General features: G+C 43.7%; 23 protein-coding genes. 8 read left to right on the top strand and 15 right to left on the bottom strand.

Annotated features, from left to right (window positions below; all coding sequences use genetic code 11):
• Positions 1 to 32 precede the first annotated feature (32 nt).
• The 11 genes from rlmN to iscR form a co-directional block, all read right to left on the bottom strand.
• Positions 33 to 1151 (bottom strand): 23S rRNA (adenine(2503)-C(2))-methyltransferase RlmN, encoded by a 1119-nt coding sequence (rlmN, locus tag V6259_RS15050; RefSeq protein WP_133012792.1) that lies wholly within the window; start codon positions 1149 to 1151, stop codon positions 33 to 35.
• 144 nt (positions 1152 to 1295) lie between these two features.
• Positions 1296 to 1703, bottom strand: coding sequence for a nucleoside-diphosphate kinase (gene ndk / locus V6259_RS15045; RefSeq protein WP_133012793.1), 408 nt, complete (start codon positions 1701 to 1703; stop codon positions 1296 to 1298).
• Positions 1704 to 1865: 162 nt separating this feature from the next.
• Positions 1866 to 3011, bottom strand: coding sequence for an IscS subfamily cysteine desulfurase (locus V6259_RS15040; RefSeq protein ID WP_341585209.1), 1146 nt, complete (start codon positions 3009 to 3011; stop codon positions 1866 to 1868).
• 35 nt (positions 3012 to 3046) lie between these two features.
• A complete protein-coding gene (locus V6259_RS15035; protein ID WP_341585208.1) occupies positions 3047 to 3472 on the bottom strand; it encodes a SufE family protein in 426 nt (141 codons plus the stop codon).
• A 138-nt stretch (positions 3473 to 3610) separates the two neighbouring features.
• Positions 3611 to 4141 carry a putative Fe-S cluster assembly protein SufT gene (sufT, locus tag V6259_RS15030; protein ID WP_341585207.1) on the bottom strand — a complete coding sequence of 177 codons (531 nt, stop codon included), beginning with the start codon at positions 4139 to 4141 and terminating at the stop codon, positions 3611 to 3613.
• Between the two features lie 3 nt (positions 4142 to 4144).
• Entirely contained in the window at positions 4145 to 4495 is a 351-nt protein-coding gene (locus V6259_RS15025; RefSeq protein ID WP_341585205.1) for a HesB/IscA family protein, read from the bottom strand.
• 9 nt (positions 4496 to 4504) lie between these two features.
• Complete coding sequence (locus tag V6259_RS15020) at positions 4505 to 5722, bottom strand: aminotransferase class V-fold PLP-dependent enzyme (protein WP_341585204.1); 1218 nt, start codon at positions 5720 to 5722, stop codon at positions 4505 to 4507.
• An 11-nt stretch (positions 5723 to 5733) separates the two neighbouring features.
• Positions 5734 to 6993: a Fe-S cluster assembly protein SufD gene (gene sufD, locus V6259_RS15015; RefSeq protein WP_341585202.1), complete on the bottom strand. Its 1260-nt coding sequence runs from the start codon at positions 6991 to 6993 to the stop codon at positions 5734 to 5736.
• Between the two features lie 3 nt (positions 6994 to 6996).
• The gene (sufC, locus tag V6259_RS15010) at positions 6997 to 7782 is read right to left on the bottom strand and encodes a Fe-S cluster assembly ATPase SufC (RefSeq protein ID WP_341585201.1); all 786 of its coding nucleotides are present in this window, start codon (positions 7780 to 7782) and stop codon (positions 6997 to 6999) included.
• A 13-nt stretch (positions 7783 to 7795) separates the two neighbouring features.
• On the bottom strand, positions 7796 to 9232 hold the full coding sequence (gene sufB / locus V6259_RS15005; RefSeq protein ID WP_341585200.1) for a Fe-S cluster assembly protein SufB: 1437 nt from the start codon (positions 9230 to 9232) through the stop codon (positions 7796 to 7798).
• A gap of 64 nt (positions 9233 to 9296) precedes the next feature.
• Positions 9297 to 9788 (bottom strand): Fe-S cluster assembly transcriptional regulator IscR, encoded by a 492-nt coding sequence (gene iscR, locus V6259_RS15000; RefSeq protein ID WP_133012802.1) that lies wholly within the window; start codon positions 9786 to 9788, stop codon positions 9297 to 9299.
• A gap of 317 nt (positions 9789 to 10105) precedes the next feature.
• On the opposite strand from iscR, the gene V6259_RS14995 reads away from it, so the two are divergent.
• Both V6259_RS14995 and V6259_RS14990 read left to right on the top strand, forming a co-directional pair.
• A complete protein-coding gene (locus tag V6259_RS14995) occupies positions 10106 to 10627 on the top strand; it encodes a hypothetical protein (protein WP_341585198.1) in 522 nt (173 codons plus the stop codon).
• Positions 10628 to 10692: 65 nt separating this feature from the next.
• Positions 10693 to 12027 carry a DUF2254 domain-containing protein gene (locus tag V6259_RS14990; protein WP_341585196.1) on the top strand — a complete coding sequence of 445 codons (1335 nt, stop codon included), beginning with the start codon at positions 10693 to 10695 and terminating at the stop codon, positions 12025 to 12027.
• A gap of 48 nt (positions 12028 to 12075) precedes the next feature.
• Here the strand turns inward: V6259_RS14990 and V6259_RS14985 are convergent, their stop codons facing one another.
• Positions 12076 to 14097 (bottom strand): NADPH-dependent 2,4-dienoyl-CoA reductase, encoded by a 2022-nt coding sequence (locus tag V6259_RS14985; protein ID WP_341585195.1) that lies wholly within the window; start codon positions 14095 to 14097, stop codon positions 12076 to 12078.
• 121 nt (positions 14098 to 14218) lie between these two features.
• On the opposite strand from V6259_RS14985, the gene V6259_RS14980 reads away from it, so the two are divergent.
• Positions 14219 to 14830 carry a TetR/AcrR family transcriptional regulator gene (locus tag V6259_RS14980; protein WP_341585193.1) on the top strand — a complete coding sequence of 204 codons (612 nt, stop codon included), beginning with the start codon at positions 14219 to 14221 and terminating at the stop codon, positions 14828 to 14830.
• Here V6259_RS14980 and V6259_RS14975 read toward each other — a convergent pair.
• Complete coding sequence (locus tag V6259_RS14975; protein WP_133012807.1) at positions 14812 to 15708, bottom strand: DMT family transporter; 897 nt, start codon at positions 15706 to 15708, stop codon at positions 14812 to 14814. The genes V6259_RS14980 and V6259_RS14975 overlap by 19 nt on opposite strands.
• Positions 15709 to 15817: 109 nt before the next feature.
• Here V6259_RS14975 and V6259_RS14970 point away from each other — a divergent pair, with 109 nt between their 5' ends.
• The 5 genes from V6259_RS14970 to V6259_RS14950 all read left to right on the top strand — a co-directional run bounded on the left by V6259_RS14970 (position 15818) and on the right by V6259_RS14950 (position 21221).
• Positions 15818 to 16756 (top strand): LysR family transcriptional regulator, encoded by a 939-nt coding sequence (locus V6259_RS14970; RefSeq protein WP_341585191.1) that lies wholly within the window; start codon positions 15818 to 15820, stop codon positions 16754 to 16756.
• Between the two features lie 259 nt (positions 16757 to 17015).
• Positions 17016 to 18293 (top strand): hemolysin family protein, encoded by a 1278-nt coding sequence (locus tag V6259_RS14965; RefSeq protein ID WP_341585189.1) that lies wholly within the window; start codon positions 17016 to 17018, stop codon positions 18291 to 18293.
• Between the two features lie 113 nt (positions 18294 to 18406).
• The gene (locus V6259_RS14960; RefSeq protein ID WP_341585187.1) at positions 18407 to 18601 is read left to right on the top strand and encodes a hypothetical protein; all 195 of its coding nucleotides are present in this window, start codon (positions 18407 to 18409) and stop codon (positions 18599 to 18601) included.
• 1014 nt (positions 18602 to 19615) lie between these two features.
• Positions 19616 to 20611 carry a dihydroxyacetone kinase subunit DhaK gene (locus V6259_RS14955; protein WP_341585186.1) on the top strand — a complete coding sequence of 332 codons (996 nt, stop codon included), beginning with the start codon at positions 19616 to 19618 and terminating at the stop codon, positions 20609 to 20611.
• 1 nt (position 20612) lies between these two features.
• Positions 20613 to 21221 carry a dihydroxyacetone kinase subunit L gene (locus tag V6259_RS14950; protein ID WP_133012812.1) on the top strand — a complete coding sequence of 203 codons (609 nt, stop codon included), beginning with the start codon at positions 20613 to 20615 and terminating at the stop codon, positions 21219 to 21221.
• A 452-nt stretch (positions 21222 to 21673) separates the two neighbouring features.
• On the opposite strand, the gene V6259_RS14945 is transcribed toward V6259_RS14950, so the two are convergent.
• Positions 21674 to 21919: a hypothetical protein gene (locus tag V6259_RS14945; RefSeq protein WP_341585183.1), complete on the bottom strand. Its 246-nt coding sequence runs from the start codon at positions 21917 to 21919 to the stop codon at positions 21674 to 21676.
• 412 nt (positions 21920 to 22331) lie between these two features.
• Positions 22332 to 22514, bottom strand: a 183-nt coding sequence (locus V6259_RS14940; RefSeq protein WP_341585182.1) for a hypothetical protein, incomplete at its 5' end; no start/stop codon positions are given.

Raw genomic sequence — 22514 nt, 5'->3', positions numbered from 1 at the left:
TTGTCTTTGAGTAAATAAATATCCGTACTAATTTATTCGCTTTTTACTTCATGTAATTCAATGTATTTTTGACTGCGACGAGTTTTATCCTGAAAATCCCCTACTAACTGTCCACATGCAGCATCAATATCATCACCACGGGTAGTACGCACAGTGACAGTATAGCCGGCATCCGCCAAAATTTTCTGAAAACGGCGAGTACGGTTGTTAGATGGCTTTTCATAACCTGAATTAGGAAAAGGATTGAATGGAATCAAATTGATTTTACATTCTAACACCTGAAGCAATTTAGCAAGTTCATGAGCCTGCTGTTCATTGTCGTTCACACCAGACATCAATGTGTACTCAATGGTGATATGACGCTTGTCAGGCAAGTTCGCCAAATAAAACTGACATGCTTCAATCAATTCTGCAATTGGGTATTTTTTGTTGATTGGCACAAGCTGACTGCGTAGCTCATCATTTGGCGCATGCAAAGAAATCGCCAATGAAACATCAGTACGCTTCACTAATTCATAAATTTTCGGCACTACACCAGACGTACTTAAGGTAACGCGACGCTTAGATAAACCGTATGCATGATCGTGCATCATTAAAATCATCGCATCAACAACTGGCTCGAAGTTCATCAGCGGCTCGCCCATGCCCATCATAACAACATTGGTCACACGACGCGGACCGTTAGGGTCCATAGGGCCAAAGGATTTTATCGCAATCCATACCTGCCCAATAATCTCAGCCGGCGTTAAGTTACGGTTAAAACCCTGTTTACCAGTAGAGCAAAAACTACAATCCAAAGAACAACCAACCTGAGAAGACACACACAAGGTCGCGCGATCACCGTCAGGAATTAAGACAGTCTCGACACAATCATTCTTGCCACCTTCCGTTCGAATGATCCACTTTCGTGTTCCATCTGATGATATATTTTGAGAAACCACTTCAGGCGCACGAATTTCGCATGTTTTTTCCAGTTTCGCGCGCAACACCTTACTGACATCCGTCATTTCTTCGAAACTTTCAGCGCCCTTTTGATGAATCCATTTAATCACTTGCGTGGCGCGGAATTTTTTCTCACCGATGGATTCAAAGTACTCAATCAGTTTTTCAGGAGATAAACCCAATAAGTTTATTTTTTTGATGTCAGTCATAATAAAAATCGCTTGCTGTGTGTAGCATTAAGTGTAAACGAAAAAAGCCTCTGAAAAGAAAAGTCTTTTCAGAAGCCTCTGTAAAAAAGCGGACTAGCGCCCGCTTTTACAAATCAGTTCGGACATAAAGGTCCTAGCTGTCAATTACTTACCGAAGAAGTAAGCAATTTCACGAGTTGCAGATTCAACAGAATCAGAACCGTGTACAGCGTTAGCATCGATAGATGTTGCGTAATCTGCGCGCAAAGTACCGGCAGCGGCTTCTTTAGGGTTAGTAGCGCCCATTAGTTCACGGTGACGAAGAACAGCGCCTTCACCTTCAAGAACAGAAACAACAACAGGACCAGACGTCATGAAGCCAACCAAGTCTTTGTAGAAAGGACGCTCTTTGTGCTCAGCGTAAAAACCGCCAGCCAATTCGTCGTCTAGTTGAACCATTTTAGCTTCAACAATTTTAAGACCAGCACGCTCAAAACGAGTGTAGATTTCGCCAATTACATTTTTTGCAACAGCATCTGGTTTGATGATAGAAAGAGTACGTTCCAACGCCATGATATAACTCCAAATTAAATTTAAAAGGGTGATGCTCTACATGACCCAAGACATAAAAGTTCAGCGCGTGGATTATACGCACCTCTTGATTAAAATTGTATGCCGAATCGCGTTTTCTTTTGCTATATCGTGTTTAAAAGACGCTTTTCGACTTATTCCGCTTTATCTCAGCTTGCTAACCGCATTTTTTATCGTGGTTGCTGCAAAGTCTACATCTTCCTCAGTGGTAAAACGCCCAACTGATAAACGCAATGAGCTGTGAGCCAAGGCATCAGGCAAACCAATGGCGCGCAACACATAAGAAGGCTCCAAGCTTGCAGAAGTACAAGCAGAACCAGACGACACGGCAATGTCCGTTAATGACATTAATAAAATCTCGCCATCTACATCCGCAAAACCTACATTCAGAACGCCAGCAACTCGCGCCTTTGCATCGCCGTTTAGATGAATGCCAGGCAAGGAATTTAAGTTATTCCATAAACGATCGCGCAAGGCTTCAATACGAGCGCAGTCCTGAGCCATCTCTTCACCGGCCAAACGAAAAGCTTCTCCCATACCAACGATCTGATGTGTCGCCAAGGTACCGGAGCGCATGCCACGCTCATGACCGCCACCATGAATCTGCGCTTCCAGCTTCACTTTTGGTGTACGGCGAACAAATAACGCACCTATGCCTTTTGGCCCATAGGTTTTATGGGCGGTCAGTGACATCAAGTCGACCTTCATAGCATTCACGTCAATCGCTACTTTGCCCGTGGTTTGAGCGGCATCCACATGCAGAAATACGCCATTCGCTCGCGTCAGCTCACCGATTGCTGCAATCTCGGTCAATACACCTAACTCATTATTACCGTGCATCAAAGAAACCAAAATAGTGTCTTCGCGAAGCGCTTCTTGAACCTGAGCCACTGAGATAACACCATGGCTATCTGGCTTTAGGTACGTCACCTCAAAACCATCTTTTTCAAGCTGCTTACAAGGGTCCAATACAGCTTTATGCTCTATCATCGAGGTGATGATATGACGGCCTTTTTGACGGTAAGCATGCGCGACACCTTTCAGCGCCAAGTTATTGGCTTCGGTTGCACCTGAGGTCCAGACAATTTCACGTGACTCAGCATTAATCAAAGCCGCTACCTGCATTCTCGCTTCTTCCACCGCTTCTTCTGCTCGCCAACCGAACAAATGGGAACGTGAAGCTGGATTACCAAAATTGCCATCCGGCGTCAGGCACGCCATCATTTTTTCAGCCACTCTAGGGTCAACTGGCGTGGTTGCAGAATAATCTAAATAAACGGGGGTATTCATATCTTTCTCCGAGAAAACAGCACGACTTAACCTAATTAAGCAGCAGATTTAGCAATATTTTGAATGCGACCAACGATAGAGCGCAAACCATTGCCACGCGTTGGGCTTAGATGACGCTCAAGATCCAGCTCTTCAAAATAACCGGTCACGTCAAACGCTAAAATTTCTTCTGGTGTTTTATGATTAAGTGCTGCGAGCACCAATCCCAATAAACCTCGAACAATAATCGCATCACTGTCTACCGCAAACGTCAGCACTTCACCTTTCGCCGCATCTTGCTCACTGCCCGGTTGAATCCACACGCTACTCTGACAACCTTTTACTAAACGCTCTGGCGTGCGCCAAGCCTCATCAAACACAGGTAACGACTTACCCAGATCAATGATGTACTTGTATTTATCTTCCCAATCGTCAAAAAACAACAGATCGTCCACAATCTCTTCTGTGCTTGGTAAGGACATGACTCCCCTCTTTTACTTAAGCGCTATAAAATAATAAATGACGTTTAATTGAGCAAACGTCCATAAAAACAAAACGGCACTTAGCAAGTGCCAAGGCCGTTTCTTATTGTATTCGATGTCATTCAGTGACCGAAGGCGTTAGAAGAAAAGACCGGCTTCTAATTGCGCTTCTTCGCTCATCATTTCACGAGACCAAGGTGGATCAAACACCAACTCTACGGCAACCGATTCTACATTAGGCACCTTGGCGACACGATATTTTACATCGCCAACCAATACTGGCCCCATACCACAACCCGGTGCGGTCAAGGTCATATCAATTTGAACCGTTTTCGTTGCTTGATTTAACGCCACTTTATAAACCAAACCAAGCGACACCAAGCTGATCGGAATTTCTGGATCATAGATGGTATTCAGTGCTTGCCAAACCTGCTCTTCGTTAATCTCATCGGAGCCTAGATTTTCGAAATCAAGCACTTCTGGCTGCTGACCAATCGCTTCAGCATCGGTACCGTCAATGCGCAGCATATTGCCCTGCCACGTAACGGTGTAATTACCACCCAAACTTTGATTGATCGTAATGAACTGGCCTTCTGGTATGCTGGTTGGCTCACCACTTGGCACTCTTCGCGCAGGACAAGCGCGCTGTGTTACTACCATTTTTTGCATTAATCAGCTCACACTAAAGCTTTCGCCACAGCCGCATTCCGCTACAACGTTAGGATTATTAAACTTAACCACTTCGTTAACACCTTCACGAACCAAATCAATTTCGGTTCCTTTAAGCATTTTTGCGGAGGCGAAATCTACCGCGAAGGTCACATCCCCAAACGACAACACTGTGTCTTGCTCAGAGGCGCCATCGACAATATCCAACACATAAGAAAAGCCAGTACAGCCGCTTTCCTTGGTGCTTAGACGAATTAATTTGTTCGGTTGTTTTGCCAATTTAGAAGCAAAGTATTTCTGTGCGGAAGCGGTTAACGACACGCTAGAGACAGGATCAAATGTTGTTGCTGTCATCAAATTCTCCTAAGCCAACATGGTGCGCACTTTTTTCAGCGCAACAAATAAGGCATCAACTTCTTCTAATGTATTATAAACCGAGAAGGACGCTCGCGCTGTGCCTGGCACATTAAAACGCGCCATTAACGGCTGAGCGCAGTGATCACCAGTTCTCACGGCGATCCCTTGACGGTCCAGCAGAAAACCGATGTCCGCTGGGTGCCCATGATCTAGCACAAAGCTCAACACGCCGATTTTCTCTTTCGCCTGACCAATAATGGTCAAGCCTTCAAATTCTTCTGCCAGCTTGGTGGCATGATCAAGCAAGGCTTTTTCATGAGCCGCTACCGCGTCTTGATCAAGAGCGCTAAACCAGCGAATCGCCTCACCCATCGCAATCGCATCACCCACGTTTGGTGTGCCAGCTTCAAAACGGTAAGGCAAAACATTCCACGTGGCATCCTGTAAGGTCACCGTAGAAATCATTTCACCACCGGTGCGCCACACGGGCCAATCAGCCAATACGGACTCTTTACCCCAAAGCGCACCAACGCCCATCGGGCCATATATCTTATGCCCAGAAAAAGCATAAAAATCACAGCCAATATCTTGCACATCAACACGACCGTGAGCCGCGCCTTGAGCGCCGTCCACCAGCACCCAAGCACCAAACTGTTTCGCTTTCGCGGTCATTTCTTTGATTGGATTCACGGTACCCAGCGCATTAGAGACATGCGGGAAAGCAACGAACTTAGTGCGCTCATTAAGCAGGGCATCATAAGCGTCCTGATCTAACTCACCAGAATCCAACACAGGCACTGTTTTTAATGTGGCGCCGGACGCCTTACACGCTTGCTGCCAGGTCACCAAATTGGCATGGTGGTCCATGCCGGTGGCGATAACTTCATCACCTGGAGACAATAACTGCCCCAAGCCATTGGCCACAATATTGATGCCTTCTGTGGTGCCAGATGTCCAAATAACTTCTTCGCGTTTCGGCGCATTAATGAAGTCTTTGACGATATCACGAGCCGCTTCGAAATGACGCGTCGCTTCATCCGCAAGACGATGGGCCCCACGATGCACATTGGAATTACAGGTCGTATAGTAATTAACCAAAGCATCAATCACACATTGCGGCTTCTGGGTCGTGGCCGCATTGTCGAGATAAACAAGAGGGTTACCATCAATTTCACGCTTTAAAATCGGAAACTGTTCACGGATAGCTGCTACATCAAGACTCATTCGTTTCTCGCTTACTTCACTTCCATTTGCGCAAAACGTTCACGAATAATAGGACGAACCCATTCCGCTAACGCCGCATTTGGCATTAAATCAATCAACTCGTTAATAAATCCAAAGTTGAGCATCACTTGTGCTTTTGAACGACTTACACCACGTGTTTGCAAGTAATACAGCGCTTGCTTATCAATCTCAGCCACAGTCGCGCCATGGGCACAACGCACATCGTCTGCGTAGATCTCTAGCTCAGGCTTAGTGTTAATTTCCGCCTTGTCTGACATCAACAAGTTACGGTTATTTAACGACGCTAAGGTTTTCTGCGCATCACGGTGGATATGGATTCGACCGTTAAACACAGCTCGCGCACGATCGGCAACGATACAACGCACGTTTTCTTCTGTGGTGCCGTTTGGCATAGCGTGCTCAACCGTCGCATGAAGGTCAAACAGCTCTTTGCCATCAAGCAGGTAAATCGCGTTCAATTTTGCGTCTGCAAACTCACCCGCATGGATAATATCCGTGTCTAAACGAGATAAGTCGCTGCCAAAACCAACAATGCTGCTGTGCATTTTTGATTTATCGTGCAAATTAAAGTGACTACCACCAATGGACACATTGGTGCCGGTTTGCAGTGCAAAACGGTAATGCTCCAAGTACGCATTGGCCGCGATATCGTATTCAACAAACGCCGTACTTAAGGTGTCACCTTGTGCCTGAATGTCTTCTATCACAGTCAAACGAGCGCCTTTAGCAAGCATCACTTGAACGCGAGTATGAGACTCAGCACCTTGGCTCAATAAAGAGCTAATGCGAATAGGTTGAGTAATTTCAACACCTTCAGCAACCGACACTAGTATCACGTCTTCAGCTAGTACATCGTTCACCAAACCAAACAAATGACGTTCAGGCTTAATAGTCGAGAATGCATTCAGAGCAACCGTTTGTTGTGCAGAATCCACATCTTGACCTAAAGAAACAAGCAAGCCTGTTGGTAACTCTTTAGCTGATTGAGTCGCATCAAATCGGCCATTTACAAACACCAATTCAATCGCTTCTAGACCAGTGATACTCTCTGGAGACAAGTTAACATCACCAGACACAACACCAGCTTTAGTTCGTTCAACAGGGCGCAGCGGCGTATAACGCCACGCTTCTGTCTTACGTGTTGGCCATTTCGTTTGCGTTAATAATTCAATAGCATGTGCACGTTTAGGGGCAAGCCAATCATTAAGATTTTGCGCTCGAGTAATGGCGCTTTCTAACCATTCACTCATGCATTACCCCTCTAGTTCGTCTTCGGCGGGTGCATTCTGCAACCAAGCGTAACCTTGAGCTTCTAACTCAAGTGCCAAGGAAGCGTCGCCACTTTTGACAATTTTGCCACCAGACAATACGTGTACAAAATCCGGCTTAATGTAATCCAAAAGGCGCTGGTAATGCGTCACAACAATAAAGCTGCGATCAGCAGAACGCTGGCTATTAACGCCCTCAGCAACCACTTGCAAAGCATCAATGTCCAAACCAGAATCAGTTTCATCTAGGATGCACAGTTTTGGTTTAAGCAGTAACATTTGCATTAATTCGTTACGTTTTTTCTCACCACCAGAGAAGCCTTCATTGACCCCACGTTTCAAGAAAGACACCGGCAAATCAACTTGCTTACAAGCGATTTTAGCTTCTTTCAAGAACTCCGCAGACGTAATGGCTTCTTCGCCACGCGCTTCACGCTGAGCATCGACAGAGGCTTTAAGAAACTCAAGGTTACTCACACCAGGGATTTCTACTGGGTACTGGAACGCTAAGAAAAGGCCCGCTCGAGCGCGATCTTCCGTTTCCATGTCCAATAAATCTTGTCCACCAAGCGTTACACTGCCACTTTCAACCGTATAACCTTCACGTCCTGATAACACATAACCCATAGTACTTTTACCGGCACCATTTGGGCCCATAATCGCATGTACTTCGCCTGGTTTAATATCTAGATTAAGCCCTTTGATGATTTGCTTATCTTCAACGCTGGCGTACAAGTCTTTGATCGTCAACAAACTGTTCGTGTTCGACATCTTCAATAATTCCTTAACCTACTGAGCCTTCAAGGCTTATTTCTAGTAACTTGCCCGCTTCAACGGCAAATTCCATTGGTAATTCTTTGAACACTTCCTTACAGAAGCCATTCACTATCATGGAGACCGCTTTTTCTGGGTCTAAGCCACGCTGGCGACATAAGAACATCTGCTCATCACTGACTTTCGACGTCGTCGCTTCGTGCTCAATAATGGCTGATGGATTACGGCTTTCGATATAAGGAAAGGTATGAGCACCACACTGATCACCGATCAATAAGGAGTCACATTGGGTAAAGTTTCGCGCTCCTTTAGCACCTGGGTTCATACGAACTAGGCCGCGGTAGCTATTGTTACTTTTACCGGCAGAAATACCTTTAGAAATAATGGTAGAGCGAGTGTTTTTGCCAAGGTGAATCATCTTAGTACCGGTATCCGCCTGTTGGCGTCCACGGGTCAAGGCAACAGAGTAGAACTCGCCTACGCTGTTATCACCTTTCAATATACAGCTTGGGTATTTCCAAGTAACAGAAGAGCCGGTTTCAACTTGTGTCCAAGAGATTTTTGCATTGGTATGGCAAATACCTCGCTTGGTCACAAAGTTAAAAATACCACCTTTGCCTTCTTCATCACCTGGGTACCAGTTCTGTACAGTCGAGTATTTGATTTCAGCATCGTCTAACGCGACCAACTCAACGACCGCGGCATGCAATTGGTTTTCATCACGTTGTGGAGCAGTACAACCTTCCAAATAACTCACATGACTGCCTTCGTCGGCGATAATCAAGGTGCGTTCAAATTGGCCAGTGTTTTGCTCATTGATGCGGAAATACGTCGACAGCTCCATTGGGCAGCGAGTGCCTTTAGGAATGTAGACAAAAGAGCCATCAGTAAAAACTGCGCAGTTTAATGCGGCATAGTAGTTGTCTTTTTTCGGTACCACACTGCCAATATATTTTTTCACTAGCTCTGGGTATTTTTTAATGGCTTCTGAAATCGGACAGAAAATAACGCCCGCTTCTTCTAGCTTATCGCGAAAAGTGGTTACCACTGACACTGAGTCAAAGACCGCATCGACAGCAATACCTGCTAGCATTTGCTGCTCAATAAGAGGAATGCCTAATTTCTCGTAGGTACGCAGTAATTCAGGGTCAACCTCGTCTAATGACTGTGGTTTGTCCTTCATACTTTTTGGTGCGGAATAATAAGAGATGGCTTGGAAGTCGATTTTAGGATAATCCACATGAGCCCACTCAGGCTCTTCCATTTCTAACCATTCACGAAATGCACTCAGGCGCCACTCAAGCATCCATTCAGGTTCGTTCTTCATGCCTGAAATACGGCGAATGACATCTTCATCCAGTCCTGGCAAAAACGTCTCTGATTCCACATCAGACACAAAACCGGCTTCATATTCTCGCGCCAGCGCTTTATCTATCTGCTCAGTCATATTAAAACTCACTTTTTATCGGAACAGGTGTGCCGGTATAAACACACCAATTTTGTACGTCGATCTAGCCAACAATAGCTGCGCTGATTTTGTCTTCATTCGAACGCGCCATCTGGCGGCCCTCTGAATTCTGCCGTTCAGCAACCTGTCGAACGTCATTTCGTCGCACTAATTGTTCTAAACTAATTTGATTTAAGAAATCATGTATTTGGTCGCTTAAATCACACCATAAATGATGTGTAAGGCAAGTGTTGCCGCCTTGGCAATCGCTTTTCCCTTTGCAGCCAGTGGCGTCCACAGATTCATTAACCGCATCTACAATCTGCGCCACAAAGATCTCATCGCGGGATCGACTTAAACGATATCCTCCACCAGGACCGCGCACGCTAGTCACTAATGACTGTTTGCGCAATTTTGCAAAAAGTTGCTCTAAGTAAGATAAAGAGATTGCTTGTCGATTAGAGATATCGGATAACGACACAGGGCCGTGATCTGAATGTAACGCCAAATCAAGCATGGCGGTTACGGCATAACGACCTTTTGTTGTCAGGCGCATAAGCTATCCAATTAAGAGTATTTATTCAGAACAAATAATACACAAAACCTACTGTTTTGATCAAGTATTTACCTGAGTATTTTAGTAGGTTATTAGCTCTCTCTATTTTGTATGCGGTCATTTTACGTGGAGTAAGGCAAAAACTAAACCATTGAGGCGAACAATGACTTGAATTGTCAACATTTCAATAACTGACGAAATGATCTTGCATAAAACGAGTAGACCATGACGAAAGTTGACGCCACTTAAATCTCAGTGCAAGGTGCTAATAAAGTGATATATAGTATCCAAATACAAAGGCAAGAAGCGGGAAACATATGGCAACTAAAAATGATACGTCAAAGGCGGCACCTGAATCAGTAGTGGCTCCTTCTCCATCCAAAAAAAACTGGAAAATAGTTATCGCTTTTTTGTTGTGCTTTATCATCAGTGTCGCTGCCTCAATTGGTGGCACTTACTTCATCATGCCAAAAGAAATCAAACCAATTGTAACTAACGAGGATGATGGACAAGCCAAACAACTCATCGCTATGAAAGAGGCTATTGCAGCTCAAGACAAAACCATTAAAGAAATACAAACTGAGAACAACACATTAAAACTATACCTAAGACATAGCAGCTCTACGGCGCTGAAAAACATTTTAATAGACCAAGAGAACAATATTCAAGCCTACCTAAAAGTCATGAAAGCAGCGATGGAAGACCTAACAAAGCTAACCTCAGGCACTCGTGACTGGAACAGTAAATACCAGTATCAGTTGGATTTAGCGCTTAAAGGCAGCCTAGAAAGAGAAGACTTGTTGAAGCTATTAAAAACCGGCGAGCCTAACGATAAGTAGTCACACTAAACATACAGTGACAGAAAAATTGGCTCACATCTAAAATACTATTAAGGGTGTATTCTTTGCTGTTGTCGATTATTAAAAATACTCAGCTGCTGAAAATCTATGACACTATCAAAACCAGTTTTTGGTTTACCCCTTGTTTGATTTTAGTGAGCACGCTATGCGCCTGCGCTCTGTTTCTGTGCATTGATTTATACAGCGATTTTTATCGCGTTAGTTGGCTACACTTTTTATACCACTCAGATGCTGACATTATCCGCACCCTACTTACTACCATCGCTGGTAGCGTAATGACAGTGGTCAGCATTACCTTCTCCATTACCATTGTCGCCCTTACTAACGCCTCATCTCAGTTCGGCCCAAGACTCATCCGAAACTTCATGGAAGACGTCAGTACTCAAATCGTATTGGGCGTATTTATCTCATTATTTGTTTATTGTCTGATTTTGACGCGAATGACGGACCACTTCGCCAATCAATCTTTTTTACCCGGCTTAACCATCGCTGGCGCCGCACTCATGACGCTATTCGGTATTCTTTTACTCATCTATTTTATTCATCACGTAGCACAAAGCCTTCAATCGGATCACATTATCGACAATGTTTACTCTGAGTTGCAGAGCAGCATCCGTAAAATTTTTGATCAACAAAAAGCAAAGGAAAGTTGCGAATCACAAGACATCAACGAACCGACAGCAGGCACGCTACCTGTGTCATTAAAAAGCCCATATTGTGGATACATACAAGCGATAAATTATGACCAATTAACCGAATGGATGAGCAAATTAGATGGCCACATTGACGTGATCGTTGCTCCTGGGGATTTTGTGGTAAGCCGTAAAACCACCATGCTATGCAATGTCAAAACACTCTCAACGACCGACGAAACAAACCTACATAACTGCTTCACGCTCGGCTCTAAACGAACCCCTATACAAGACCCCGAATTTGCCGTCGATCAATTGGTCGAAATCGCCCTAAGAGCACTCTCTCCTGGCATCAATGACCCTTATTCCGCCATTGCCTGTGTTGATAAACTCACCGCAATGATCTGCGACCTGACACAAGACAAGTTCCCGCAAGGTATCGCTTTTGATAATCAAGGAAACCAACGCTTAAACTACAAGGTAACGTCCTTTGAAGGGTTAGCGAATACTGCGTATGACCAAATACGCCAATATTCTCAAAACTGCTTAGCGGTGAGTTTACGCCAATTAGAAGGATTAGCTTGTATCGCAGAACAAGCTAATGAGGCGTCTCACTGGACCTTTGTCCGTCATCAAAAACACATGATCGAACATGGGTTAAAACAGCAAAGCCTCATCGACTTGGATAGGGAAAAAATCAACCGTCGCTTAAAGCACTTAAATACGTTACTTAACAGCGGCGATTGATGTTGATTTCATGTCTTCAGATCAGGCGCCTTCAGATCCGCGCTACGATTACAAAGAACACGCCAACAAGGTGCCTTGTTTGATCGCACGTTTAGCATCTAACTCAGAGGCAACGTCCGCGCCACCGACAAGGTGAACCGGTCGATTCAACTCATTCGCTAAAGCTTGATTGGGCAATTGACCCGCACAAATCACCACATTATCAACCGCCAAACACTGCGCCTCACCCGCCACTAACAAATGCAATCCTTCGTCATCGATTTTTTGATACTCACAACTAGGGATCATGGTGACGCCTTTTTTCAATAACTCTGCGCGATGAATCCAACCGGTGGTTTTGCCTAACTTGGCGCCTACTTTGGATTTTTTGCGTTGTAGCAAAAATACTTCTCGGACCGCGGGCGAGAATTGAGGTTTTACACCCTCGACGCCACCGCGCGCGCTGAATGTCATGTCAACACCCCATTGTTTCATGAACGCCGGAATGGTTAATTGTGGTTTGGCCTCTTCGTGGATCAAATACTCACTAATATCAAAGCCGATACCACCAGCGCCAATCACCGCCACACGCTTACCAACAGGTTGCCCCTTCATCACATCCAAGTAGCTCAATACTTTAGGATGATCTATCCCTTCAATCTCTAGATCTCGTGGCAAAATGCCCGTCGCCAAGACTACTTCATCAACGTCATACTGACTGAGTACGGCGCTATCCACTCGGGTGTTTAAATGAACATTTACCCCTGTGAGCTCTAACTGGCGCTGGTAATAACGCAAGGTTTCATAGAACTCGCCTTTCCCAGGAATACGCTTGGCAATGTTAAACTGCCCACCAATCTCATTGGCCGCATCAAACAAGGTTACCTTGTGCCCGCGCTTCGCGGCCGTCGTCGCAAACGCTAACCCTGCTGGGCCAGCACCAACCACGGCGATGTGTTTTTTTACCTCTGTCGGTGTGATCACTAATTCGGTTTCATGACAGGCTCTTGGGTTCACCAAACAAGACGTCAACTTATTCGCGAACACATGATCAAGACAAGCTTGATTACAACCGATACAGGTGTTGATCTCATCCGCTCGATGTTGCTCTGCTTTTTCAACGAATTCAGGGTCTGCAAGAAAAGGTCGCGCCATAGAAATTAGATCCGCATCGCCACGGGCTAAGACTTCCTCTGCTACATCCGGCATATTGATTCGATTTGAGGTAATAAGAGGCACGTTGAGCGACGCTTTTAACTTAGCAGTCACCCAAGTAAACGCCGCTCTAGGCACCTTAGTGGCAATGGTCGGGATTCTTGCTTCATGCCAACCAATGCCCGTATTAATAATCGAAGCACCAGCCTGTTCAATCGCCAAACCAAGTTGAATAATCTCCTCAAGGTTGCTGCCTTGATCAACTAAATCGAGCATCGACAATCGGTAAATGACAATAAACTCATCACCAACGGCTTGACGAATTCGACGTACAATTTCCACTGGAAGACGAATCCGGTGCTCGTACTCGCCACCCCAATCATCGTCTCTATGGTTGGTTCTTGAGACAATAAACTGATTAAGTAAATACCCCTCAGAACCCATTACTTCAACGCCGTCATAACCCGCTTTTTGAGCAAGCACGGCCGCATTTACAAAATCGTCAATCTGCTTGTGAATCTCTTCGTCGCTCAACGCATGCGGTGGAAATGGATTAATTGGCGCTTGCAGTGCAGAAGGCGCAACCAGTTTAGGATTGTAGGCATAGCGACCTGTGTGCAAGATCTGCATGCAGATTTTACCGCCTTCATCATGCACGGCTTGAGTAATCACCCGATGGTTTTCTGCATCTTGTTCTGATGCCATCAAGGCGGCACTAGCATGAACAGCCCCTTCTGAATTAGGCCCAATCCCCCCAGTCACAATCAGTGCGACTCCGCCTTTTGCCCGCTCAGCGTAAAACGCCGCCATGCGATCAAAACCGCCTTTCATTTCCTCCAACCCAAGGTGCATTGACCCCATGATGATGCGATTTTTTAACTGTGTGAACCCCAGATCTAAAGGGGTAAAGAGATGTGGATACTGTGAATGACTCATATAGGCTGCCCAGCTTTTATATTGTTATTGTTCATTTGGAAATGGTGTAAAACCAAATCTAGACAACGTCAAGATAGATTTTTATTTTGACACTGTCAAGATTAGACGCTTTAATCTCAGCATGACAAATCAGAAGAAAACCTATCATCACGGCGACCTCATTAGCTCACTCATTAAAGCCGCTTCCGAGATCCTTCAAGAAGAAGGCGTCGAGGGATTATCAATGCGTAAATTAGCGGACAAAGTTGGCGTATCAAGAACCGCGCCCTATCACCATTTTAAAGATAAAAATGAACTATTATGCGCCATTGCAGCGGCAGGTTTTAAAGCCCAAGAAGCCAGACTACAGACACTACTGTCGAGCCATGAAGAGTCCGAGAAACGCTTTCATCAGTACGTGTACCAGTACATTGAATTTGCCGACACCCAACGTGAAGTATATGACCTTATGTATGGGCGTTTGATCTGGAAAACAGGAACACCAACAAGCGCGTTAAAAGATGCATCGAAGCAGACCTTTAAACGCTGGTTAGACTGGGTGGAGCAGCTTCAAGAAGATAAGGTATTACCCGACAACAATTCCGCTTTACGAGTCGGGCAAGCCAGCTGGGCTAGCTTGCACGGATTAAGCCGATTATTGATCGATGGTATTTATTTAGATAGAAATGACATTCAAGCCATGACAGAGCAAATGATCCAAACGCTCGTCCGAACTCAGCCCGCATCTAGCTGAGCACGAACCACAGACAAACGCTCTTCTGCCTTCCGTTTTCGCATATCTCTATGACTCAAGAAAACCAATGGAATAATAATAAACAAAGCGCCAATCACTAGAAACGCATCAATAGACTCACCAAACACCAGCCAGCCGAGTATCGCAGCAAACACTAAGCCTGAATATTCAGCGCTGCTCACCTGGCTTGACGCCACATAACGATAGCCTTTCAGACACGCCAAGCTGTATAGAAGAGAACACAGTGCCGAACCAATCGCATAACTAACACCATCGAAGTTTAACGGCTCCGCCTCCCACAACATCAAGCCAACTGAAAGTGGCAAAGCGCACAAATGCATAACAAATAAACCAAAGAACAAATTTTGCTCTTTTGGCAACTTACGAATCAGCAAACTGTTCGTCGCTAATACCACCGCAAACAAAACAGCACTAATCATTCCCCAGCTAATTTCCGTTGGCCGCAATATAATCAGCACGCCCATAAAGCCAGACAGCGCAGCACACACAATACTTAAGGTAATTTTCTCTTTAAAAAACAGCCCAGCAAATAAAATGATTAAGATTGGCGCAATGTAAAAGACAGCATTCGCCGTCGCTAGCGGCAATTCAGACAACGAAATTATCAATAAGATACTCGCTAAAACCCACAAATTCCCTCTGATAAAATGCAACTTAAAACCGGCAAAATAATCAGATGAAGCGTGTTTTACGGCCAGCGGAACCAGCACGATACAAATCATCAGCAGTCGCATGAAAGTAAATTGAAATATCGGCACATTGCTTCCTGCAAGCTTGATAAATACATCACAAAAGGTCGCAAATAAATTCCCTAATACCAAAATGAGAATAGCACTTCCAATAGTACGTCCTGACATAACCACTCACCGTATAAACAAAATTACTGATGGCGGCAGTGTAGTCTTGATACTCACATCAATAAAATGATATATCCTAACTAACTATTAGTTTTTTGGATAATGAAAAATGCTTCCTCCATTAAAAGCTTTGCCTGTTTTTGAAGCGGTTGCCCGACTCAACAGCTTCTCGCGCGCGGCGACAGAACTGAACGTCAGCCAAAGTGCGATATCCCACCAAATTAGAGTACTTGAAGATTACCTTGGCGAAAGTTTGTTTCAGCGACAAGGTCGCTATTTGGCGCTGACACAAGAAGGCAAAAATTATCTCGATGTTGTCAGCAGCTCGCTGTCTCACATCGCCCGCGCCAGCAACCAGATACGAGGTGAAGAAGACACCAAGATACGAATCGCCGTCTACAGCTCTTTTGCTGTTTGCTGGCTAATGCCGCGCTTGTCAGATCTACAGCACAAACACCCTAACTTAGACATCACCATTACCATGACACACGGCTCACCTGAGTTGTCCGACAAAACGGCCGACTGCTTCATCACCACAGATACTGAAAAAAGAGGCTTTGAATATCAGCTGTTATATAAAGAAACGTTATTTCCTGTGTGCAGCCATGCTTTTTATGAACAGATAAAAAACACTCTCAACGTCACATCAGATGAACTTAGCAAACGACTTAAGGACGAGCCAGAATTATTAGAAAACTTCCCCCTGATTACCTCTAACGGTATTTATAACGAATACACCGAAGATTGGCGAAGCTGGTTTTTAGAGCGTGGCATTCCACTCTCTAACAACATTAAGTTTCATAAATTCAGTCATTTAATATTAGCTTATGAAGCCGCCAAATACTCCCTCGGTATCGCTTTAGTAAATGACTACATGTTTAGCGACAAAGACACTCATTCCGCCTTAGTGCGGCTGCCAAGCCATCGCATCTACACCAATGACCACTTCTTCTTTTCATACAAAACATCCAGAAGAAATGAAACCGCAATCAAAGCACTCAAACAATGGATTCTCAACGAAGCGAGCTCGCTAAACACACTCGCCTAAACAGCTAACCCTCTGCCGTGAGAAAGCAAAACTTACGCTAAAAAAGAGCTAGAAAACAAATCTAAAAACCTAGAAAACCTCTGTTTATAGGGTTTTCTCTATGCTTGTCTTAAATATTTTTTTAGTACTTGCTCAGCGTGTATTTACTTCTATAATGCGCGTGTTTTCTATTTAGAAAATGTCGTCAATGGATATTCTCACAGCGCTGTTCCACTGTGCCAAAACACGGCTTCAGATGTTCTTCATACATGAGGTGGTTATGAGCGATTTGTTGGGAATTGGCCTGTTGATTATGATCAGCGCCTTATTTGCTATGGCAGAAATTGGCGTGGCAGCCGCTAGAAAAATTAAGCTGCGAATGATGGCGGAAGACGGCAATAGTAAAGCGGATGCGGTGTTGTCGTTACAGCAGAACCCTGGTGCTTTTTTTGCGATGATACAAATTGCACTGAATGGCATATCAATAATGGGCGGCATTATCGGTGAGCAAGCACTCACTCCATATATGAAGCAGTTGATCAGTCTAGTTTATCAAGGGCACTTATTAGAGCAGATCAGTTTCACGCTGTCCTTCTTGTGCTTAACTTCCTTATTTATCTTGTTTGCTGACTTACTACCTAAGCGCTTAGCCATCATCATGCCAGAAACCGTTGCTATTAAGCTGGTCACGCCGATGCGCTGGATCACGCTCACCCTGACTCCTCTGGTGTTTTTATTTAATGGCTTGACCAATGCAATGCTCCGCCTTCTAAATCTTCCAACGAAACGCGAAGAGTTAGTCACAACAGAGGACATCGTCGCCATGATGGACGCTGGAGCAGAAGACGGCAGCTTACAAAAGCAAGAATATCAACTCATTGGTAACGTATTCGAATTAGATAGCCTGACTATTGGCAGCGCTATGACGCCTCGTGAGCAAATTATTTATTTTGACGCACAAGAAAGCAGCCGAGACATCAGTCAAAAAATCATCGAACACCCGCATAATGACTTTTTAGTCTGCGACGGCAACTTAGATAAAATTTTAGGCGTGATTGAATCGAAAGAAATACTGCGGATGGTGCTTAAAGGCGAACCTGCAAGCATATCGCCCACATCAATTGATAAAGACATTTTCTACTTACCGGAAACATTAACTCTTTCCGAAGCATTGAATGCCTTTAAAGTCGCCCCTCAACCCTTCGCCGTGATCGTAAACGAATACGGCACAGTCGTAGGCTTAGTAACAGTGAAAGACTTACTCAGCAGCTTCATGAGCGACCTAATCACTCCGCAAGCTGAAGAGCAAATAGTCAAACGTGACAGCAACTCTTGGCTCATTGAAGGACTCACACCTGTTAGTGACGTCATGCGCAGCCTAGAGATCGAAACTTTCCCAGACCGCAATCAATACGAAACGATAGCAGGATTTGTCATTCACCAGTTAAAGCGTGTTCCCAAACGAACCGATGCATTCGTCTACCAAGGCTTCAAGTTTGAAGTATTAGATCTAGACGGCATTCGAGTTGAGCAACTCCTAGTAACCAAAGTCTCATAGAGGCTGGTCTAGTATCGCACTTTAAAGTACCGAAAGGCTCTCCTTAAAGACAATGGCGATTTTCAAGACTAAACCGAAAAGCCTTAAGCGACTGTTTTTACTTGGTTTTATACATGCCTGTCTTGGATAGGGTTGTCTTGGATAGGATTGCAAGCGTTCCTGCAAAAGTATTAATTGAAGAGGTTAATTGGCAAAATGAGACTGATGACTCTGCAATGAGTTCCTATATTTTTATTTATCCTTACTGTTTGCTTTATTTAAAAAAAGAATCTCAAGAGAATTGTTTATTAGAAGTCGCTGGTGTATGACGTAATATTCTTTGTCGTGCGTTTCTATTCTATCGATAAATGATTTTATTAATGAAAGACGAGGAAATATAGAAAACAGTAATCATTGTTAATGCAGGTCCATCAGATTTAATGGCGTTGGAGGGTATTTTTGCTGCAGGTCATCAGTACATGTTTATGACGCTAAGCCACACAGCTTGCCGTACATTTTTATTAGCCTATGTGAGGGCTATAAGTATTACTCATTCTGAGACCTACCCGGAGTTTATTCAGCGCTATTATGATAAAGGTGATTTTCTTGATTTAGCTATTTCTAGATTCGATTCAAACGTTTTGTGTGATTAGACTCATGACTTAGGGTATCGAAAATTTTATTGACTCTTCTAGTCGTGTATTTCCTAAAGATATGAAAGCGGCACCTTTGTTAAGTCATTGGCTAAAGCGTTTACGTGTGTCTGGTGTTAAGTTTCGTATGCGCGATAAAAATGATTACTTTAGAAAGTAATCAAGCAACATTTGATCACAGCAGTGAACAGGCTATTGTGAAGGCTGATGCTATTATTTATGAGTATTACTAGGCTCAGATAAACACCCAAGATAAGCACTTCTTAAAGATAATAAAAACATAGTGTTAAGCACTCCATTTAATCTTAAATGCTAACCATAAAGAGTTAGCAACAACAGAATTCTATTAGCTCACTGTTTGCCATTCAGTTGACTTGCATACGCTTTACGCTACTTAGTACAAATTGGCGTAAGGTCGCTATATTGATCAACGGTATATTCTATTGCTTCAATGTACATATGATATTTAATTAAATGCTCGGAAATGATGAGTTTTATGTTGTCCAATATCGACTAACTTACTCGGTAAGAAACATAGAAATATTTAGTAAAAATATAGTATTACAACATAGATTTTAGACATCTATAGGAAAATTAGACTTAGCGTGTCCATATGTTTCAGTTCATGATTTGATCATTTTCTGTGATGCGAAAACTATTTTCTGAATAGAGTAAAAGAGGCAATACATAGTGAAAAAACTAATAAATAATCCAGATAAATATGTAGATGAAGTGCTTGAAGGAATGGCCCTAACATACCCCGATATTTATGCTATCGGTGGGGCTACAGGCCGTATGCTTCATAGAGTAACACCAGCTCAAGACAAAGTTGGTGTTGTATCTGGAGGTGGATTTGGTCATATTCCAGTTTTTGCTGGTTATATTGGAGAAGGCTTTCTAGATGCATGCGCTGTAGGTGATGTGTTTGCATCCCCTGACATGAACCCAATGCTAGAGTCTATCAAATTCGCTGATAAAGGTAAGGGCGTTTTATGTATCGTGGCTAACTATGGCGGCGATAGAATGAACTTTGACATGGCTTGTGAAATGGCCGAAATGGATGATATTGAAGCGATTAAAGTCATTGTTGCTGATGATGTTGCCAGTGCGAGTAAAGAAGAAGCGAAAAAGCGTCGTGGTGTTGCAGGATTCGTTTATGTGTCAAAAATAGCGGGAGCCGCTGCTGCTAAAGGCTACTCTTTGTCGCAAGTAGCTGATGTCGCTCAGAAAGCGTCTGATAATTGCAGATCTATTGGCGTTGCTTTGTCTTCATGCACAGTACCACAAGCTGGAAAACCTACATTTGTGATTGCCGAAGATGAAATAGAAATCGGTATGGGTATTCACGGTGAACCTGGTGTCGGCCGTAGCAAAATTGGTACAGTTGATGAAACCGTTGATAAAATGCTATCGCATTTATTAGCAGACAGACCAGCTAGGGCTGGTGACCGTATGGCGATTCTTGTGAATGGCTTAGGTGGAACTCCCATTGAAGAGCTCTATCTTATTTTACGTCGTGCGAAAGCACAGTTAGAAGACGTTGGTGTAAAGCTTGAACACATACGTGTAGGTAACTATGCCACTTCAATGGAAATGGCTGGTGCATCAATTACATTAATGCAGCTTGATGATGAGCTGGAAACACTTTTGACTGCAGACGCTGTCTGTCCTTTCTGGGAGAACTAGAATGTCCTTTACAACAAAATCTATCCAAAACACTATTTCTGAAATTCAACAAGTAGTTGATCCTATTGGTGCTGAACTGAATGAGCTTGATGGTCGCCTTGGTGATGGCGATCTAGGTGTTACAATGATCAATGGCTTCAATAATATGAAAAGTATTATTGATGACATGCCAGAAGACCTTGGCCAAGCATTATTTTCAGCTGCAAAAGCAATGACAGCCGTTTCTGGCTCGAGCTTTGGAACACTTATGGCTACAGCTCTAATGGCAGCAGGGAAAGCAACAAAAGGACGTGAGGCTGCAGAATGGTCTGAAGTGCCTGAACTATTACAATTAGCTCAAGATGCTATGATTTCTCGTGGTGGTGCAAGCCTTGGCGATAAAACCCTACTTGATTCATTAGATGCAGTCATTAAAGCAACAACTGGAATTAATGACCCTGAAGAAATGCAAAAAGCCGCTTCAAATGCAGCAAAAGAAGCATTAGCTGAGTTTATTAACAAACCAAACAAAATTGGCCGTGCTCGCGTTTATGCGGAAAAATCGATCGGTCTTGAAGACCCAGGTATGGTCGCCATTTGCCGACTAGTTGATGCGATACCTGCTAAATAATAGGCTAATTAAGCAGGGTGCGTACAAGCTTTCGCTACCCTGCTTAATACATAAACGAAAGACTAAATTTCATCTCGTAAACCACTCTATTGTTAGTTAAATTTCTCCCTATCTCCGTTAATTCATTAGCTCTAAACTAGAAATAATGTGAGTAAATCACGCTCGTGTGATAATTCATTTTTAACCTTCAACCTCACCATGCTACATAAATTCATCTTTCCGACAGCCAATCAAAAAACCTCATATCAAGACAGGCATTTTAAAAAGCCTGTAAACAAAACAATGTATTGGGATCTATCGAAAATATTTTTACTCATCAATAAAAATACACAAGATAATAGAAATCAATCGATATCAAATTATTTACTATGTGCAATAAAGAGAGTATTTGATCTTTTTTAGCCGTAAAAGCCCCTCAACAACAATATTGATATTCGGTGATTAAACGAATATTAGGTACAGGCGAGTCGTTGAATACTTTTCCTATTGCACTGCCGGTCGTGCAATTCACAGTAATAATCAACCGATAACTCTTGCCTGACAATACTTCCCGCTCGAATCTCAAGTTCAGTAACAATATACAGCCAATTTTCAGATGAGATATTAAGTCTCTGCAAGATAGGAAGTAACGACGCATCAACAGAGCCTTTTTTATCTTCTGTCACCATTTGGCGTATCTTTTCGCGGGTTACTGACAAAAGAGCTCCCTACAAAAGGATACAGCGTTTTGGCTTGATACTTTCCTTTAACGGCGACTACTCGCTTCTTAATGCTAGTAATATCTGAGTATTCAGGAGTATCGCTGATACCTGATCTTACGGGATTTAAATCGACAAGCTATAAGTGCGGCCTCATCGAGCAAAGCCTGAGACTTGAAACGCCCTTCCCAGAAATGACTAGAGCATGCATCTTCTAGATTAGCTCATCGGGCAATCGGCTCGTTGAGTTCTGTCATGAAGCACCACATGAAGGCGGTTACTCATCACCGCATAGGCACAAATATCTATCGAAAAGACACTCGACAGAAACAACAAGCGACTTATTCGATGCTCGTAACTGACGCCTGTAAATGGATCTTCACCGCATAAAAAGGCACGACGTGAACGACCGCTACTTGAATTTGTTTAGAGTTTTGAGCACTATGCGACTGTTTAAGGGGTCTGAGCCTGAGGTATCCCCACAAATTTGATAAAAATAACAATTAGTTAACGCAAGAAAGGAACGTTCATGGCCCTTGGTGATCAATAATTTCGCCAAAAACAACCAAACACGAGAGCCATGAACGCGACGACT

Origin of the sequence: Marinomonas sp. TI.3.20, assembly GCF_038155025.1 — a bacterium.
In the GTDB taxonomy this organism is placed as follows: Bacteria; Pseudomonadota; Gammaproteobacteria; order Pseudomonadales; family Marinomonadaceae; genus Marinomonas; species Marinomonas flavescens.
Note: the sequence above shows the minus strand (reverse complement) of the source record. Positions and strands in the feature narration are given on the sequence as shown.

Coding starts and splice junctions, on each gene's coding strand:
- V6259_RS15025 (WP_341585205.1), bottom strand. CDS start 4,495: ATGACAGCAACAACATTTGATCCTGTCTCTAGCGTGTCGTTAACCGCT.
- sufD (WP_341585202.1), bottom strand. CDS start 6,993: ATGAGTGAATGGTTAGAAAGCGCCATTACTCGAGCGCAAAATCTTAAT.
- V6259_RS15035 (WP_341585208.1), bottom strand. CDS start 3,472: ATGTCCTTACCAAGCACAGAAGAGATTGTGGACGATCTGTTGTTTTTT.
- V6259_RS15020 (WP_341585204.1), bottom strand. CDS start 5,722: ATGAGTCTTGATGTAGCAGCTATCCGTGAACAGTTTCCGATTTTAAAG.
- V6259_RS14970 (WP_341585191.1), top strand. CDS start 15,818: ATGCTTCCTCCATTAAAAGCTTTGCCTGTTTTTGAAGCGGTTGCCCGA.
- V6259_RS14980 (WP_341585193.1), top strand. CDS start 14,219: ATGACAAATCAGAAGAAAACCTATCATCACGGCGACCTCATTAGCTCA.
- V6259_RS14995 (WP_341585198.1), top strand. CDS start 10,106: ATGGCAACTAAAAATGATACGTCAAAGGCGGCACCTGAATCAGTAGTG.
- V6259_RS14965 (WP_341585189.1), top strand. CDS start 17,016: ATGAGCGATTTGTTGGGAATTGGCCTGTTGATTATGATCAGCGCCTTA.
- rlmN (WP_133012792.1), bottom strand. CDS start 1,151: ATGACTGACATCAAAAAAATAAACTTATTGGGTTTATCTCCTGAAAAA.
- V6259_RS14960 (WP_341585187.1), top strand. CDS start 18,407: ATGCCTGTCTTGGATAGGGTTGTCTTGGATAGGATTGCAAGCGTTCCT.
- ndk (WP_133012793.1), bottom strand. CDS start 1,703: ATGGCGTTGGAACGTACTCTTTCTATCATCAAACCAGATGCTGTTGCA.
- sufB (WP_341585200.1), bottom strand. CDS start 9,232: ATGACTGAGCAGATAGATAAAGCGCTGGCGCGAGAATATGAAGCCGGT.
- iscR (WP_133012802.1), bottom strand. CDS start 9,788: ATGCGCCTGACAACAAAAGGTCGTTATGCCGTAACCGCCATGCTTGAT.
- V6259_RS15040 (WP_341585209.1), bottom strand. CDS start 3,011: ATGAATACCCCCGTTTATTTAGATTATTCTGCAACCACGCCAGTTGAC.
- V6259_RS14950 (WP_133012812.1), top strand. CDS start 20,613: ATGTCCTTTACAACAAAATCTATCCAAAACACTATTTCTGAAATTCAA.
- sufC (WP_341585201.1), bottom strand. CDS start 7,782: ATGTCGAACACGAACAGTTTGTTGACGATCAAAGACTTGTACGCCAGC.
- V6259_RS14975 (WP_133012807.1), bottom strand. CDS start 15,708: ATGTCAGGACGTACTATTGGAAGTGCTATTCTCATTTTGGTATTAGGG.
- V6259_RS14985 (WP_341585195.1), bottom strand. CDS start 14,097: ATGAGTCATTCACAGTATCCACATCTCTTTACCCCTTTAGATCTGGGG.
- sufT (WP_341585207.1), bottom strand. CDS start 4,141: ATGCAAAAAATGGTAGTAACACAGCGCGCTTGTCCTGCGCGAAGAGTG.